This is a genomic window from Komagataeibacter nataicola, from assembly GCF_003207795.1.
In the GTDB taxonomy this organism is placed as follows: Bacteria; Pseudomonadota; Alphaproteobacteria; order Acetobacterales; family Acetobacteraceae; genus Komagataeibacter; species Komagataeibacter nataicola.
Window position 1 is genome coordinate 26565 of record NZ_NIRT01000008.1, and the last position, 16375, is coordinate 42939.

Sequence of the window (16375 nt, forward strand, 5' to 3'; positions counted from 1 at the left end):
CCTTACGGCATCATGCTGCCCGTCTCGATGAAGCGCTGATGCCACGAAAGCGCCTCGGTCAGCAGGTGCGGCGACTGCTGGCCAAACGATCCCGCGCGGGCGCGCTTGTAATAGTCCTGTAGCATCGGGCGGTAATCGGGGTGGGCACAGTTGGCGATGATGACTTCCGCGCGCTGCTTGGGCGAGAGGCCACGCAGGTCGGCCAGGCCCTGTTCGGTCACGAGCACCTGCGAATCCTGCGTGATGTGATCGACGTGGGATGCCATGGGCACGATGGCGGAAATCTTGCCACCCTTTGCGGTGGATGGCGTCATGAACACGGAAATATAGGCATTGCGGGCAAAATCACCCGAGCCGCCGATACCGTTCTGGATCTTCGAGCCCATGATCTGGGTCGAGTTCACGTTGCCGTAGATGTCCGATTCGATCAGGCCGTTCATGGCGATACAGCCGAGGCGGCGGATCAGGCCGGGATGGTTGCTGATATCCTGCGGGCGCAGGATGATCTTCTTCTGGAACTCGCGCATGCGGCTGTTGAGCGCTTCGGCGGCTTCCGGGCTGAGCGAGAAGGCCGTGGCCGACGCCACCCGCATCTTGCCGCTTTCCAGCATGCCGAGCATGCCATCCTGAATCACTTCGGTGTAGGCGGTCAGATCATCGAACGGGCCTTCCTCAAGGCCACCCATCACGGCATTGGCCACGTTGCCCACACCGGACTGAAGCGGCAGCAGCGAGGGCGGCAGGCGGCCCATCTTCACTTCATGGCGGAAGAATTCCATCAGGTGGCCCGCAATGCCGCGCGCGGTCTCATCCGGCGGCGAGAACGGGGCGTTGCGGTCGGGCGCATTGGTCTCGACAATCGCCACGATCTTGGCCGGATCGACCTTGAGCGAGGTGCCGCCGATGCGGTCATCGGGGCGCAGCAGCGGGATGGGCTGGCGGTGCGGCGGCAGGGCGGCGCCATACCAGATGTCGTGCATGCCCTCGAGCGCTGCGTCCTGCCAGCTATTGACCTCGATGATCACCTGCCTGGCGGTGTCGAGCCAGGTCTTGGAATTGCCGACGGAAGATGACGGCACGATGCTGCCATCCTCACGGATGGCGGTGGCCTCGATGATGGCGGTGTCGATCGTGCCAAAGAAGCCCGCCCATGCCATGGGGGCGACATGGCTGAGATGCATGTCGAGATATTCCGTCTCGCCCTTGTTGATGCGCGCGCGCAGGCCGGGATCGGAGTTATAGGGCATGCGGAAAGAGATGCCGTTGACCTTGGCGAGCGCGCCATCAAGTTCCGGCCCGGTCGAGGCACCCGTGAGCAGCCGGATGCGGTGTTCCTTACCCTCGGCGTGCGCGCGCTCCATCAATGCTGCAAGCGCCTGCGGCACGGCCTTGGGGTAACCGGCGCCGGTAAAGCCACTGGTGCCCACCGTACTGCCCGGGCGGACAAGGGAGGCCGCCTGCTCGGCGGTGGTGATCTTGGCCCGGAGCGCCGCATTCCGGATTCGGGTGTGGTCGATCATGAACTTTCCCTCAAACTCTTATCGTTATGCCCGGCCGGTCGAGACCGCGCCGGATTGCCGTATGCCGTTGTCACGGCCCTGGCCGGGGCCGATCTGCGGGGATGGCGGCCGTGGCGCGGGTATTCCCTTTGCACCACTGCGCCTGTCCCTGCGTTTCACTTCAGCATGACGTCTTCATCTGTTCTCCGTCCTGCAGGCTACGTCACAACAAAAAAGTGTGACACCGCAGCCGGACTCCGGTCGGCGGTGTCACGTTTACTCCATCAGGCACATCACCGGCAGGAGCGCAAAGCCCTATGCCGGTCTGTGTCCCGGGCAATATATTCGGGTTTTTCGTGTACAATATCGTTACCCGAATGCAACCGGTTTGTGTCATTAAGGATACATTATTGCCCATCCCCCTAGTGCATGGCGGCCAATCTTGTGAATAATAGGAGACCAGACCCAGCAAGGGGCAACACCCGGACCGGCCATCAACAGGAGAGGATTTTCGTTTGAGACGTCGATTTCCCTCTCATCGGCCAGTCATGGCACGGGATGCCATATCCCCGCCCGCCGCCGAGCGGGAAGAAGCTGCCCCCCCGACCCCGCCCGCGCTGCCCACGCACCCGCTGGCAGGGCTGCTGGCAGGCCGTCCCCTGCGGGTGGTGGGCGACGTGCATGGCGACCTGCACGCCTTCCGCCATGCCGCAGCGACCGACCGGTTTGTCATACAGCTAGGCGACCTGGTGGATTACGGACCCGACAGCGCAGGCGCATTCCGCCTGATGCAGCGCCTGATCGATGAAGGGCGCGGGCTGTTCATACTGGGCAACCATGACCGCAAGCTGGCCCGCGCGCTGCAGGGCCGCAAAATGCGCCGCGACCCGCCTTTGATGGAAACGCTGGCCGCCTTCCTGCGCGAGGAGAACAGTGACGTGTACCAGCGCGCGCTGGATGATCTTGCGCGCGCACCCGCGTGGATCGTGCTGGGGCAGTCCATATTCGTGCATGGCGGCTTTCATGCCCGCATGCTTGGCGAACTGCCGCCGCCGGGGCTGGGCACGGTCACCCCCCTGCTGTCACGCGCCCTGTTTGGCGAGACGACGGGCCGCATGCAGAAAGATGGCTACCCCGAGCGCAGGCTGAACTGGGTCGATCACATTCCGCCGGGCTACACCGTCTATTGCGGGCATGACCGCCGCTCCACTGACGGGCGGCCCTGGGTGCGCCACGGCCGCATGGGCGGGCGCGCCATCTTTACCGATACCGGGGCTGGCAAGGGGGGGCATCTCGCGTGGATCGACCTCCCGCCCGTGCTGTAAGTCTTTATTTCACAAAATTTTTCCAACGCAGGAGCGCGGACACCGATGAACACCACCGAGGCCAGACAGGATGCAGCCCGGCTCAAGCTTGAAGAACTGCGCTGCAGCATCGACAATATCGATGCCGCCCTGATCTACATGCTGGCCGAGCGCTTTCGCCACACGCAGGCGGTGGGTCGGCTCAAAGCCGCTAACGACATGCCACCCGCTGACCCCGCGCGTGAGGCCCGGCAGGTGGCGCGCCTGCGCGAACTGGCCACAGCCGCGCATCTGGACCCCGATTTTGCGGAAAAATTCCTGGCCTTCATCATCCGCGAGGTCATTCGCCACCATGAGGCCATTGCCGCAGGCACAGGCCAGTAACCGCCGCCATGCCCCGCCAGCTTGTGCTCATGCGCCATGCCCAGGCCGCTCCCGCCGCGTTTGGCGAGATCGGCGCGCAGGCCGATTTCAACCGCGCGCTGACCCCGCATGGCCGTGACAGCGCACGCGCCCAGGGGGCGTGGCTGCGCGCGCGCGCCTTTGCTCCGCAGGTGGTGCTGGTCAGCCCCGCGCGGCGCACGGTCGAGACGCTTGCGGCACTGGGATCATTTTATGGCGATCAGAAACCCGATATCCGATATGTGAACGAACTGTATGAAGCGACCGCCGAAACGGTGCGTGACATGCTCTATGCCATTGACGATAAAACAAGCGATATCATGATGTTAGGCCACAATCCGGCCTTGGGTGCCCTGGTGTTTGGCTGGGGCGCGCGGCATTGCCCGCCTGCCCTTGATGGCGCGATGCAGCGCGGCTTCCCGCCGGCCTCGATCGCCTGTTTTACTGCCGAAAAACCATGGAATTCCGCCACCGACCGCGAAATCCACCTTAACGCCCTGTCTTGCCAATAATGTCATTGCGGCAAAGGGGGTGCATGGATTGCCACGGCGGGGGTTTCGTTCCTATCGTCAGAACCGAGGCCCGATGACTGCCGCGCCTTGCGGCACGCGGGGCAATATAATTTGGGCATAGCCATAAACTGCCGCATGAACGGCAGAATGCCCGGAGGTTGGAGACATGGCCCCCTGCCCCACCAGCGCAGGCGTGGCCCCAGGAGGAGAGTTGTAGATGAGCGAGTCCGGAAAAACTGCCACAATCTCGCTAGACGGCAAGGATGTTACACTGCCCATGCTGTCCGGCACGATGGGGCCGGAGGTAGTCGACATCCGCAAGCTGCCCGCCCAGGCCGGTGTATTCACTTATGATCCCGGCTATGGCGAGACCGCATCATGCTCCAGCAAGATTACCTTCATCGATGGTGAAAAGGGCGTGCTGCTGCATCGTGGCTACCCCATCGCGCAGTTGGCCGAACAGGCGACCTTCATGGAAGTGGCCTACCTGCTGCTTAACGGCGAACTGCCCGACAAGGCGCAGTACGACGGGTTTGTGAATTCCATCAAGCACCACACGCTGCTGCATGAGCAGATCCGCAATTTCTTTAACGGTTTCCGCCGTGATGCGCACCCCATGGCCATCCTGTGCGGCACGGTTGGCGCGCTGTCCTCCTTCTATCATGAAGGGCTGGATGTCTCGAACGCGGCCACGCGCAACCAGTCGGCCATGCGCATCATCGCCAAGATCCCGACCATTGCGGCCTGGGCCTATAAATACACGCAGGGCGAGACCTTCATCTACCCGCGCAATGACCTGTCATACGCCGAGAACTTCCTGTCCATGATGTTCGCGGTGCCGAGCGAGCCCTACAAGATCAACCCGGTGCTTGCGCGCGCCATGGACCGCATCCTGATCCTGCATGCCGATCATGAGCAGAATGCGTCCACCTCTACCGTGCGCCTTGCGGGCTCGACAGGGGCCAACCCGTTTGCGTGTATTTCCGCGGGCATCGCGGCCCTGTGGGGCCCTGCCCATGGTGGCGCCAACGAGGCGGTGCTGAAGATGCTGGCCGAGATCGGCCACAAGGACAACATCCCCGAATTCATCGCCAAGGTGAAGGACAAGACCAGCGGCGTGCGCCTGATGGGCTTTGGCCACCGGGTGTACAAGAACTTCGATCCGCGCGCCAAGATCATGCAGGCCACCTGCCACGAGGTGCTTGGCGAGCTTGGCATCAAGGACGATCCGCTGCTCGACCTCGCCATCGAACTGGAAAAGATTGCGATTCACGACGAATATTTCGTCAAGCGCAGCCTGTACCCCAATGTCGATTTCTATTCCGGCATCATTCTCAAGGCCATGGGCATCCCCACCAGCATGTTCACCGTGCTGTTTGCCGTAGCCCGCACCACCGGCTGGATCAGCCAGTGGAAGGAAATGATCGAGGAACCCGGCCAGCGCATCGGCCGCCCCCGCCAGCTCTATACCGGCTCGCCGCAGCGCGACTTTGTGCCGTTTGACAAGCGGGCCTGATTGAAGACCGTGCCGGGTGGGTAAACGGCCCTGCCCGGCACGACATTTTGATTTTTGTAGAGGCCCTATCTATTTAGACTGCCTTTACCATAACACGTTGCGTCGGTTACATATGCCAATGGACCGGGCATATTTATCAATCGAATCATCAAAATTAGATTTGCGGATGACTGCGCTTTATGAAGCTCTTTAACCCATAAGCTTCTCATTTCCCGGGGGCCGGTTCAGGGAACCACCTCGGATGGCTTTTGGCCAAGAGCCTTGCGGAAGTTGGCCAGACAGCTTCCAGATGCTCCATTTTACGCAATTCCTCATACCCCGTATGGAACGACACGTAGATATGATGATCCTGTTTAAAGGGATCATTCATGCCCTTGCCTCTCATCCGCTACGACGCGCCAGAGGGCCTGAAAAACATCATGTCGTTTTCAATGGATAGGCGGGTCTCGCGAAGCGGCCTGGCCAAGCCACGTCAGTCCCCCTGTAACACCGCCGGAATTATCCGCCTTCGTGGAGACATGCAGCGTTTCTGTGGCAGGCTGGCCTGACGAAGCATGAACTGCCTCTCCGATAAAGGCCCTCGTCTGACATAAAAAGAAGGCAGGCTCCATCCGCAGCCTGCTCTCTTTTTTATAAAGCCCTCCAGATGGGTCAGTCGCACTCACACCCGGCTGTCGGGCCGGGGCGCTTCTGGATCAGGTGATGGTCGATCCATTCCGACACCAGGCGCCGGGCCTCGTTGAGCGAGGATTCGGGGTGGTGAATACGGTAGAGGGTCGTGCAGGCATGGAAAGCCGACACATCGCTGGTCCCGACGCCACGCAGTTCCTGGTAGGCGGTGATTACGGCACGCTCGCATTTGCGGGCGATGCGACTGTTTTCAACAGACACGATGCGATGATCCACTAGTGAGAATGATTATTAATATTGAGATACTAGAGCGAATACCCCGTGGGGGCAAGGTACGCGAGCACTCACACTCTGCTGATCCGGTCACGTTATATTTCCGATGCGGCCTTTTTTTGGCAATTACGCCCCCTGCGTGCCGGACACCGATGGATTTTCCGCCCTGTTGCGGTTAATCGTCTGTGCTGACATTCAGTACACGCAATTCATTTGGCCGGAGATAGGGTATGCACGACGCCACGGGGAATGGGGCAGGACTTTCAACAGGCACAACGGCATGGGACCGCGATGCAGCGCTGATGACCGCGCGCCTGCTGCTGGAAATCAAGGCCGTCAATTTCCGCCCCGATGATCCCTACACCCTGACCTCAGGCTGGAAATCCCCGGTCTATATCGATTGCCGCCGCATCATCTTCTTCCCCCGTGCGCGGCAGAAGATCATGGAACTGGCAGTAGAAAAGATCGGCCGCCATGTCGGCTATGAAAGCATCGACGCCGTGGTGGGTGGCGAGACGGCGGGCATTCCCTTCGCCGCGTGGATTGCCGACCGCATGATGGCGCCCATGGCCTATGTGCGCAAAAAGCCCAAGGGTTTTGGCCGCAATGCCCAGATCGAGGGCGATGTGCCCGAGGGCATGCGCACCCTGCTGGTGGAAGACCTGACCACCGATGGCTCATCGAAGGTGCAGTTTGCCAACGCACTGCGCAAGGCGGGCGCGATCGTGGATCACACCTTTGTCGTGTTTTTCTACGGCGTGTTCCCCGGCGCATACCGCACGCTGGCGGATATGGACATCAGCCTGCATGCCCTGTGCACCTGGTGGGATGTGCTCGAGGCCTGCGCGGGCAAGCCCTACTTCTCGGAGAAGGACGCCGCCGAGGTCCGTCGCTTCCTTGAAGACCCCTGCGCGTGGTCAGCCAAGCATGGTGGCGTGGGCAGCGCGGAAGAGGCACTGGCGCTCAAGGCCAGGCGTGATGCCGGGGCCTGATCCACGGGCTCACTGATGCCGCGTGTTCTTGCCTTCGATTCAGGGATCGGGGGGCTGGGCGTCGTAGCCCAGCTCCGCCCCCTCCTGCCCGGCATACCGGTCGACTATCTGGCTGACACGGCCGTATTCCCTTACGGCGAACAGCCCGATACCCTGCTGCGCGAGCGGATCGTGCGCCTGGTGGGGGCGGCCATTGCCCGCCTGCGGCCCAGCGTGGTGGTGGTGGCGTGCAATACCGCCAGCACGCTGGCGCTCGATAGCCTGCGCGCGGCTTATGACGTGCCCTTTGTGGGCTGCGTGCCGCCCATAAAATGGGCCGCCGACCAGACCCGCACCGGCACGATCGGGCTGCTGGCCACGCGGGCGACCGTGCGCCGGCCCTACCTGAAGGCACTCAGCGCGCGCTTTGCGCCCAACTGCACCCTACTCGCCCACGGCGCGCGCGGACTGGCGGATATGGCGGAAAACGCCTTTCGCGGCACCCCGCCCGACCCGACCCGCCTCAGGGCGGAACTCGCGGGCCTGTTCGGGCAGCCCGGCGGGGCGGCAATCGACGTGGTGGGCCTGGGCTGCACACACTACACCTTCCTGCTCGATGCCATGCGTGAAGCTGGGCCGCCGCATGTCACCTGGCTGGACCCGGCCCCGGCCGTAGCCCGGCAGGCTGCCCGCGTACTGGCCTCGTGCCCAGCCCTAACCGAAGCCCCTTCCTCCTCCCTGCCCGAGCAGTTCTGCTTTACCGCCCTGCCGCATGATCTGGCGGCTCTACAGCCAGGTCTGGCGGCACTGGGCTACAGGCAGGGTGCGATCAGATTATTTGACGCTGCAGCCAATTCTGAGCACGGATAGTATTTTTTTCGGAGGAGGTGTCGGCTTTTGACAAAAAGCGACGTTCCTTGAAGCTTTTTGAGAAGGGTGCATGCGGCACCCTCCTGTATCAAAACACGGGGCAAGGCCCCCCGCATTTCGCCTCTCGTGCCAGTCAAGGGACAGGCACACACCCGCCGCCCCGCCTGCTAGCGCAGGCGGTTGACGGTATAGCTGGCCGTATCCTGCAGCATCTGGCGCAGGCGGCTCGGCGGGAAGATGGACAGCGCCTCACGTGCCGCATCGGCATATTCCGTTGCACGCTCAAGCGTGGTGCGGATGGCGCCAGTCTGTTCGATCAGGCGCAGGGCATGATCCAGATCCTCGGGCTTCTGCTCGCTTTCCTCGATTACGCGCTGCCAGAAGGCACGGTCCTCCGCCGAACCTGCGGCATAGGCCGCCAGCACCGGCAGGGTGATCTTGCCTTCACGGAAGTCATCACCCACCGTCTTGCCCAGACGGGCCTGGTCAGCAGCGTAATCCAGCGCGTCATCAACCAGCTGGAAGGCCATGCCCAGATTGGTGCCGTAGGATTCGAGCGCGCGCTCCTCCGCCTCGCCCCGGTCGGCCACGACAGCGCCCACCCGGCAGGCTGCGGCGAACAGTGCCGCAGTTTTGCCATGAATGACCTCCAGATACTGATCGATCTGTGTGGAGAGGTCATTCTGCGTGGACATCTGTAACACTTCCCCTTCCGCAATGGTGGCGGAAGCGGATGAGAGGATATTCATGACCTTGAGCGAGCCATCATCCGTCATGAGCTGGAACGAGCGGGCGAACAGGAAGTCCCCCACCAGAACCGAGGCCTTGTTGCCAAACACCGCATTGGCGCTGGCCATGCCCCGGCGGAGCGAACTCTCGTCCACCACGTCATCATGCAGCAGCGTTGCCGTGTGAATGAACTCCACGCAGGCGGCCAGCGCCACGTGGCGCTGGTGCGTGGCGTCGGGCCTGTAGCCGCACAGCCGGGCCGAGGCCAGCGTCAGCAGCGGGCGCAGCCGTTTGCCGCCGGCGGCCACGAGGTGGGCTGCAAGCTGGGGAATAAGGGCGACCGGGCTGTCCATCCGCTCGACAATGGCGCGGTTGCACGCCGCCATGTCATCCGCAAGATATTCCGCCAGATCGCGCAGGGCGACTTCTGATCCATCTGCCATCGGGCGGCGAGCCCCTTCGTCTTTCTGACTTGCCGTTTCGTCGGATTCCGGCAGACTAACTGCTAGGGCCAAAAGGTTACTCTCCCGGTTCCGAATGTATGAACATAGAATGAGTATATGGGCGGCGCTGGAATAACGGTCAAGCCGGAGCACACAGGCACACGGCACGGAGCAGTACATGACCTGCCTCTCCCCCCCACGGGCATGGACCCTGTAACCACAGGCCACCTGCTGGGCGGAAAGGTGGTCTATCGCCAGTTTTCGACTGGAAACAGGACCGGACTTGAGCCTGTTCTGATGGCGGCTTTCGTGCCGGCGCGCCCTGGCCAGACCGTAATGGAAGGTGGATGCGGCGCGGGCGCCGGGCTGCTCTGCCTGTCGAATCGGGTACCACGGCTGACCGGAATCGGGCTGGAGCATGATGGCGCCACCGCGGCGCTGGCCGGGCACAACTTCATGCTCAACCATCGCCACGACCTGCATGTGCGCCATGCCACCCTGCCTGCCCTGCCCGATGACCCTCTGCTGTCTGGCCCCGGCGTGCGCCGCATCGACCACGCCTTTGCCAACCCGCCATGGCATGGGCAGGAGTCGTCGGCCTCACCCCACACCCAGCGCGACCTTGCCCGCCGCCTGCCCACCGGTGCGCTGGGCGGCTGGGTGCGCGCCCTCGCCGCCCAGCTACGCCACCACGGCACGTTGACAATGGCCCTGCCCGCCAGCCTGCTGGCAGCATGCTGCACAGCCATGGAGAGCGCGCAGCTGGGCCGGATCAGGGTGCTGCCCTTCTGGCCCCGCGCAGGGCAGGCAGCGCGTATCATGCTGGTGCAGGGACGGGCGAATTCACGCGCGGGCAGCGAAATGCTGCCCGGCCTCGTGTTGCATGAAGCAGATGGCCGCTTTACGCCCGCGGCCCGCGCCATCCTGGAACAGGGTATGCCGCTTACGGCCTAAATAACGCACAGATGTTTGAAAAATAATGAAAGTTTCTGGACGCTGCCTTTTTTCAGAAAGGCAGCGTCTCTGAAGATTTTAAAAAAAAGCTTCACCAAAAACTTTTCTTCTCACCCTACTGGCAGGCGAGGCATTCCTCATAGTCGCCCGATGTCGCGGGGGGGCTGCCGCCATCCTTTGGCGGCACGTCACGCTTTTCCTGGCCATCGCTCACCGCATCGGCCCGCTGGATGGACAGGGAGCGGCAGTAATACAGCGATTTCACCCCCCGCTTCCACGCCATGTAATGGATCTGGTGCAGGTCGCGCTTGTGCACGTTGGCAGGCAGGAAGATGTTGATCGACTGCGCCTGACAGATGAACGGCGCACGATCCGCCGCATGCTCGATCACCCAGCGCTGGTCGAGTTCGAACGCGGTCTTGAACACGTCCTTCTCCTGCTGGGTCAGGAAGTCGAGATGCTGCACGCTGCCCTTGTTGAGCGTGATGGACGACCAGACATCGCTGGTGTTCCGGCCCTTGCTGGTCAGCAGCTTGTCAAGGTGGCGGTTGCGCACGGTAAACGAGCCGGACAGCGTCTTTTGCAGGAACACATTGGCCGCGATCGGCTCGATGCCGGGGCTGGCATTGCCCGCGATGATGGAAATCGACGCCGTGGGCGCAATCGCCATCTTGTTGGAGAAGCGCTCCATCACGCCATATTCCGCCGCATCGGGGCACGGCCCACGCTCTTCGGCCAGCTTGCGTGAGGCGGCATCGGCCTGCGCGCGGATGTGCTGGAAGATCTTGCGGTTCCAGCTCTTGGCCACAACGCTCTCGAACGGCACGTTCTTGGCCTGCAGGAAGGAATGGAACCCCATGACCCCCAGCCCCACCGAGCGCTCGCGCATGGCGGCGTAGCGGGCGCGCTCCATGTCATCGGGCGCGCGGTCGATGAAGTCCTGCAGCACGTTGTCGAGGAACAGCATCACATCCTCGATGAACTGCGGGTCATCCTTCCACTCATCCCACGTCTCGAGATTGAGCGAGGAGAGGCAGCACACCGCCGTGCGCTCTCGGCCATGGTGGTCCATGCCGGTGGGCAGCGTGATCTCGGCGCACAGGTTCGATGTCTTGACCTCGAGCCCCGCCAGCTTGTGGTGCTCGGGGCGCGCGTTGTTCACATGGTCGGAATAGATGATGTACGGCTCGCCCTGCTCCATCCGCGCGGTCAGGATGCGAATCCACAGCGCACGCGCCGAGACCTTGCGGATGACCGTGTTGTCCTTGGGGGAGAGCAGCGCCCATTCATCATCATCGGCCACAGCGCGCATGAACGCATCCGACACCAGCACGCCATGATGCAGGTTGAGCGCCTTGCGGTTGGGGTCGCCGCCGGTGGGGCGGCGCAGCTCGATGAATTCCTCGATCTCGGGGTGCCAGACCGGCAGGTACACCGCAGCCGATCCACGCCGCAGCGAGCCCTGGCTGATGGCCAGCGTCAGGCTGTCCATCACACGGATGAAGGGAATGACGCCCGAGGTCTTGCCGTTACGGCCCACGTTCTCGCCAATCGAGCGCAGGTTGCCCCAGTAGGAACCGATGCCACCACCCTTGCTGGCCAGCCACACATTCTCGTTCCACAGGTCCACGATGCCGCGCAGGCTGTCATTGGCCTCGTTGAGGAAGCACGAGATGGGCAGCCCCCGCGAGGTGCCCCCATTGGAGAGCACCGGCGTGGCCGGCATGAACCAGTGCCGCGAGATGTAGTCATACAGCCGCTGGGCATGGGCCGGGTTGGCCCCGTAATACGAGGCCACGCGGCCAAACAGGTCCTGATAGCTCTCATCAGGCAGAAGGTAGCGGTTGTTGAGCGTTGCCTTGCCAAACGCCGTAAGCAGCGCATCGCGGGAATGGTCCACGCGCACGGGATGATGACCGGGAAGCTGGACCACACTGTCCAGCATGTCAGACGTGTCAGGCATGGGCGTACTGTCCTTTCCCTGGACGATCCCATCCCCGTTGGCAGAACGATCGGCCATGCCGCCGGATACGTCATCCAGGACCATTTACATTCTCCGTAATCGGCCCGCGCCAAGGCACGCAGGGCCTTTCGGGCGCCTGCGTGGTGGGACGGGGTTTTATGATATGCCCCTATATATGGACCATTTCATGCCGCTTTGCACTACATAATGTAGGCCATGAAAAATGGGGAACGTTGTTCCGAATCAGCGGCCAGCTTACGTCAAGCGCATTGACGGGAGATTATTTTTTTTAATTTTTCTCCCCTCCGCCTCAGTCCGTCAGGCTGCCCCACCGCGCCTTTGCCGCCTCATCCTGTGCGCGGGGTTCGACCCAGGCGCTGTGCCCGCTGGCAAATTCCTCGCGTTTCCAGAACGGCGCGCTGGTCTTGAGCCAGTCCATCATGAAGGCGGTGGCCTCCTGCGCTGCGCTGCGGTGGGCGGAGGCACACAGCACCAGCACGATGGGCATGCCCACCGCCAGCCTGCCTACCCGGTGGATGACCGTGCAGCCCACCAGCCCGAATCGCGTGCACGCCGATTCCGCTATGCGGCGCATCATGGATTCGGTCATGCCGGGGTAATGTTCGAGTTCCAGCGCCACCAGCCCGCCACCGCCACGCACGATTCCGGTAAAGGCGGCGACTCCTCCCACATCCTCGTGCCCGCGCAGCAGCAGCGCGGTTTCATGGGCGCTATCGAACACCTCGGCCTGAACGCGGATCGTGACACGCGGCATAATGGTCTCAGCCCCCTGTAACCGGCGGGAAGAAGGCAATCTCGTCATGCGCGGCAATAGGGGCGGCGATCGTGGCGAAACTCTGGTTCACGGCTACGCGGATCAGCTCAGGCCTGGCGAAGATGGCGGCATACTCTCCGCCACGCGCGCGCAGGGCCGTAATCAGATCCTGCACGCAATGCGCGCCCTGCGGCAGGGGCAGCGTCTCGCCGGAGCGGCCGAGGCGGTCGCGCAGCCATGCAAAATAAAGAATGCGTAGCATTCCGCTCTTCTCTCCCACTCAGGGCAGGCCCGGCGCCCCGCAGGGGCGGGTCACGTCAGGGGGCCTGCTGTTCATGCACCGTGCCATCGGCGCTGACCTCGGTTGTGGTGCCATCGCCATTGGGCACGATGATCGCCGCATCCGCTGCGCCCTTATGCGTTGCCCCCTGCCCCGAAGACAATGCGGAAACGTGCCCGGGCAGCCCATCGTCCACTGCATCGTTGCCAATCTGCATCTCGCCCCCCGCGGGCAGGTCATGCCCGGCCCCGCCACCGGGCCGGGCTCCGGCGCCGGGCAGCATGGCTGCGACCCTGTCCCCCTGCGCCGGGTCCACCTGCCCATCAGGCAGAACGGGCCAGATGTTGCGCGCCTGCGGCATGATGGGCAGCACCTGCGGAGCCTGCCCGCTCACGCGGCGCATGTTCTCCCCCTCCGCGCGTGGCGTATTGGGCAGGCTGCCGGGAAATTCGGTATTATCGGCCAGGATCGGCCCGAATCCGCCGCATCCTGCCAGCCCCGCCAGCAATGACAGCACCATTGCATTGCGCACCACGCTCTTCCCTCGCCTCCTCGCCAAACCGGCGGGCGCATGGGCCCGCAGGGACGATCAGCCATGAAGCGCGTTAATTTTTCATGTAGGTCAGGAAGATAATTTGGTGGCGCCCGAAGCGCCGCGCCCCACATGGCGCAGCCCGGTAGAGACATAATCCCACCCGGTGATCAGCGTCAGGGCGGCGGCGATCCACATCATCACGGCCCCGAGCACATTGACCGGCAGCCAGCCGATATGCAGCAGCCCCGCCGTGCTGTCGCCTGCCAGCAGGAAGCCGATGGCCGTCATCTGGAATCCGGTCTTCCATTTGGCGAGTTTCGTCACCGGCAGGCCTATGCGGGTGGCGGCAAGATATTCACGCAGGCCACTGACCAGAATCTCGCGGCACAGGATGATGATGGCGGGGTACAGGCACCCGTAAGGCAGCCGCCCCAGCCCCGCCATGACCATGAGCGACGCGCCAACGAGCAGCTTGTCGGCAATGGGGTCGAGCATGCGGCCGAGGTCGGAATTCTGGTTCCATGCCCGCGCCAGCTTGCCATCGAAGTAATCGGTAATGCCCGCCAGGATAAACAGCACGCACGCGGCGCAATCGGTCTGCGCCGTGTGAATGACCACAAGCGCCACGACAATCGGCACCACGACAATGCGGGACAGGGTCAGGAGGTTGGGCAGGTCGGTAAGCATGCTGATACTGCTATAACCAAGAAAAGGAGAAAGCCAAGATACTGATAACGCCTGTCAGGCAGTTTACAGGCTCACATCTGCATGACAGCCGCTCACTCTCCTGTCCAGTCGGGATGGAAAAAACCGTAAATGACCCGCGCCATGTCGCGGTTGATGCCTGGCGCATGCTCGAGTTCTCCCAGGCCAGCCTGCCGCACGCCGCGCGCCGATCCGAAATGCTTGAGCAGCGCGCGCTTGCGTGCCGGTCCAACGCCGGGAATATCATCGAGTTCCGAGCGCACCAGCGTTTTGGAGCGCCCGGCGCGGTGGGTGGTGATGGCGAAGCGGTGCGCCTCGTCACGCAGGCGCTGGAGGTAATACAGCACCGGATCGCGCGGCGGCAGCTGGAAGGGTGGCCGGTCGGCGGTGTGGAACCACTCCCGCCCCGCATCACGGTCCGGCCCCTTGGCAATGCCCACCAGGGTCACGCCCGTCACGCCAAGTTCGTCAAGCACGCCGCGCACGGCGGTGTACTGCCCTGCCCCGCCATCAATAAGCAGGATGTCGGGCCAGTCCTCGGGGCGCACGCCTTCCTCGCGGTCCTTGAGTGCGCGGCGGAAGCGCCGTTCGAGCACCTCGCGCATCATGGCGAAGTCATCGCCCGGCGTGACCGGCCCCTTGATGGAGAATTTGCGGTAGGCGCGTTTTTCAAACCCCTCGGGGCCGCCCACCACCATCACGCCATAGGGATTCGCCCCCTGAATGTGGCTGTTATCGTAGGTTTCGATGCGTTTGGGTGGAGAGTCGAGGCCAAACAGGTCGGCCACGCCCTGCAGAAGCTTCGCCTGCCCCGCGCTTTCGGCCATCCTGCGCTCCAGCGCCTCGCGCGCGTTCAGGGCAGCATGCTCGATCACGCCACGCTTCTCGCCACGCTGCGGGTGGATGATCTCGACCTTGCGACCCCGGCGCAGGCTCAGGGCGGCGGTGAGCACGTCAAGCTCCGGCAGGTCCTGATTGACGAGCACCTGGGCGGGCGGGGGCTTGTCATCATAAAACTGGCCAATGAAGGCTGCGAGCACGTCGGGCGCGTTCTCATCACGCGCATGGCTGGGAAAGAACGCCCGGTTGCCGTTGTTGCGCCCCGCACGGATGAAGAACACCTGAATGCACGACTGCCCTGCAATCTGCCAGATGGCGATGATGTCCGCGTCACTCACGCTGGAGGGATTGATGACGCTGGAATCCTGCTGCAGGGCCGAAAGCCCGCGTATGCGGTCGCGGATGGCGGCGGCGCGCTCGAATTCCAGCGCCTCGGCGGCCTGTTCCATCTCACGGCCCAGCTTCTCGCGCATGTCCGGATCCTTGCCCGCCAGGAAGCTGCGCGCCTGGGCGGCAAGCTCGGCATAGTCCTCACGGCTGATGCGGTCGGTGCACGGCGCCGAGCAGCGATGGATCTGGTGCAGAAGACACGGACGCGTGCGGCCCTGCATCTCGCTATCGGAGCACGAGCGCAGCAGGAAGGTGCGCTGGAGCAGGTTCAGCGTCTGGTTGACCGACCAGGCCGAGGCGAACGGCCCCCAGTACGACGCCCCCTTGACCGGCTTGCCCCGGTGCTTGCTGATCTGGGGGAAGTCATGCCGGTCGGTCAGCATGATCCACGGATAGCTTTTGTCATCACGCAGCAGGATGTTGTAACGCGGCTGCATGCGCTTGATGTAATTGGCCTCAAGCAGCAGGGCCTCGGCCTCGGTATGGGTGGTGACGATTTCCATGCTGCGCGTTTCCGACACCATGCGGCGCAGGCGCTCGGTCAGGCGGCTGACATGGGTGTAGGAAATCACGCGCTTCTTCAGGTTCAGCGCCTTGCCCACATAGAGCACGTCCCCCTTTTCACCGAGCATGCGGTACACGCCCGGCGCCTGCGGCATGGTGCGCAGGGCATGGTGGATCGCGTCGACCCCCACCGGGCGGACTGGTGCGTCGGAAATGGCAGTTGTCATGGACGGCAGCCGTTCATCCACCGATAATGTGGATAAGTCTGTGGAGCAGGGGC

At 63.1% G+C, this 16375-nt stretch carries 16 protein-coding genes; 7 read left to right on the forward strand and 9 right to left on the reverse strand.

The window, feature by feature from the left end; genetic code table 11:
* Positions 1-2 precede the first annotated feature (2 nt).
* Positions 3-1520, reverse strand: a complete 1518-nt coding sequence (locus CDI09_RS06220; protein ID WP_078524197.1) for an acetyl-CoA hydrolase/transferase family protein — start codon at positions 1518-1520, stop codon at positions 3-5.
* Positions 1521-2047: 527 nt separating this feature from the next.
* Between CDI09_RS06220 and CDI09_RS06225 the strand changes: the two genes are divergently transcribed.
* From CDI09_RS06225 to gltA, 4 genes are all read left to right on the forward strand, one after another.
* Positions 2048-2824, forward strand: a complete 777-nt coding sequence (locus tag CDI09_RS06225; protein WP_078524199.1) for a metallophosphoesterase — start codon at positions 2048-2050, stop codon at positions 2822-2824.
* Positions 2825-2869: 45 nt separating this feature from the next.
* Entirely contained in the window at positions 2870-3187 is a 318-nt protein-coding gene (locus CDI09_RS06230; protein ID WP_078524201.1) for a chorismate mutase, read from the forward strand.
* 8 nt (positions 3188-3195) lie between these two features.
* A complete protein-coding gene (locus CDI09_RS06235; RefSeq protein WP_078524203.1) occupies positions 3196-3717 on the forward strand; it encodes a SixA phosphatase family protein in 522 nt (173 codons plus the stop codon).
* Positions 3718-3934: 217 nt separating this feature from the next.
* Positions 3935-5233 (forward strand): citrate synthase, encoded by a 1299-nt coding sequence (gltA, locus tag CDI09_RS06240; RefSeq protein ID WP_078524204.1) that lies wholly within the window; start codon positions 3935-3937, stop codon positions 5231-5233.
* A gap of 651 nt (positions 5234-5884) precedes the next feature.
* Here the strand turns inward: gltA and CDI09_RS06250 are convergent.
* The gene (locus CDI09_RS06250; RefSeq protein WP_078524206.1) at positions 5885-6139 is read right to left on the reverse strand and encodes a hypothetical protein; all 255 of its coding nucleotides are present in this window, start codon (positions 6137-6139) and stop codon (positions 5885-5887) included.
* A gap of 227 nt (positions 6140-6366) precedes the next feature.
* Between CDI09_RS06250 and CDI09_RS06255 the strand changes: the two genes are divergently transcribed.
* Both CDI09_RS06255 and murI read left to right on the forward strand, forming a co-directional pair.
* Positions 6367-7128 (forward strand): orotate phosphoribosyltransferase, encoded by a 762-nt coding sequence (locus CDI09_RS06255; protein WP_078524208.1) that lies wholly within the window; start codon positions 6367-6369, stop codon positions 7126-7128.
* A 15-nt stretch (positions 7129-7143) separates the two neighbouring features.
* Positions 7144-7977 (forward strand): glutamate racemase, encoded by an 834-nt coding sequence (murI, locus tag CDI09_RS06260; protein ID WP_078524210.1) that lies wholly within the window; start codon positions 7144-7146, stop codon positions 7975-7977.
* Positions 7978-8144: 167 nt separating this feature from the next.
* Here the strand turns inward: murI and CDI09_RS06265 are convergent, their stop codons facing one another.
* A complete protein-coding gene (locus CDI09_RS06265) occupies positions 8145-9149 on the reverse strand; it encodes a polyprenyl synthetase family protein (protein ID WP_078524211.1) in 1005 nt (334 codons plus the stop codon).
* A 204-nt stretch (positions 9150-9353) separates the two neighbouring features.
* Between CDI09_RS06265 and CDI09_RS06270 the strand changes: the two genes are divergently transcribed.
* A complete protein-coding gene (locus CDI09_RS06270; RefSeq protein WP_078524213.1) occupies positions 9354-10103 on the forward strand; it encodes a tRNA1(Val) (adenine(37)-N6)-methyltransferase in 750 nt (249 codons plus the stop codon).
* Positions 10104-10218: 115 nt separating this feature from the next.
* Here the strand turns inward: CDI09_RS06270 and CDI09_RS06275 are convergent, their stop codons facing one another.
* The 6 genes from CDI09_RS06275 to uvrC form a co-directional block, all read right to left on the reverse strand.
* The gene (locus tag CDI09_RS06275) at positions 10219-12066 is read right to left on the reverse strand and encodes a ribonucleoside-diphosphate reductase subunit alpha (protein ID WP_236944592.1); all 1848 of its coding nucleotides are present in this window, start codon (positions 12064-12066) and stop codon (positions 10219-10221) included.
* A 310-nt stretch (positions 12067-12376) separates the two neighbouring features.
* Entirely contained in the window at positions 12377-12841 is a 465-nt protein-coding gene (locus CDI09_RS06280) for a molybdenum cofactor biosynthesis protein MoaE (protein ID WP_078524216.1), read from the reverse strand.
* A gap of 7 nt (positions 12842-12848) precedes the next feature.
* Positions 12849-13103 carry a molybdopterin converting factor subunit 1 gene (moaD, locus tag CDI09_RS06285; protein WP_078524218.1) on the reverse strand — a complete coding sequence of 85 codons (255 nt, stop codon included), beginning with the start codon at positions 13101-13103 and terminating at the stop codon, positions 12849-12851.
* A gap of 55 nt (positions 13104-13158) precedes the next feature.
* The gene (locus CDI09_RS06290; RefSeq protein ID WP_236944593.1) at positions 13159-13656 is read right to left on the reverse strand and encodes a hypothetical protein; all 498 of its coding nucleotides are present in this window, start codon (positions 13654-13656) and stop codon (positions 13159-13161) included.
* An 87-nt stretch (positions 13657-13743) separates the two neighbouring features.
* Positions 13744-14343, reverse strand: coding sequence for a CDP-diacylglycerol--glycerol-3-phosphate 3-phosphatidyltransferase (gene pgsA, locus CDI09_RS06295; protein ID WP_078524220.1), 600 nt, complete (start codon positions 14341-14343; stop codon positions 13744-13746).
* A 92-nt stretch (positions 14344-14435) separates the two neighbouring features.
* Positions 14436-16322, reverse strand: coding sequence for an excinuclease ABC subunit UvrC (gene uvrC, locus CDI09_RS06300; protein ID WP_167370165.1), 1887 nt, complete (start codon positions 16320-16322; stop codon positions 14436-14438).
* Positions 16323-16375 lie beyond the last annotated feature (53 nt).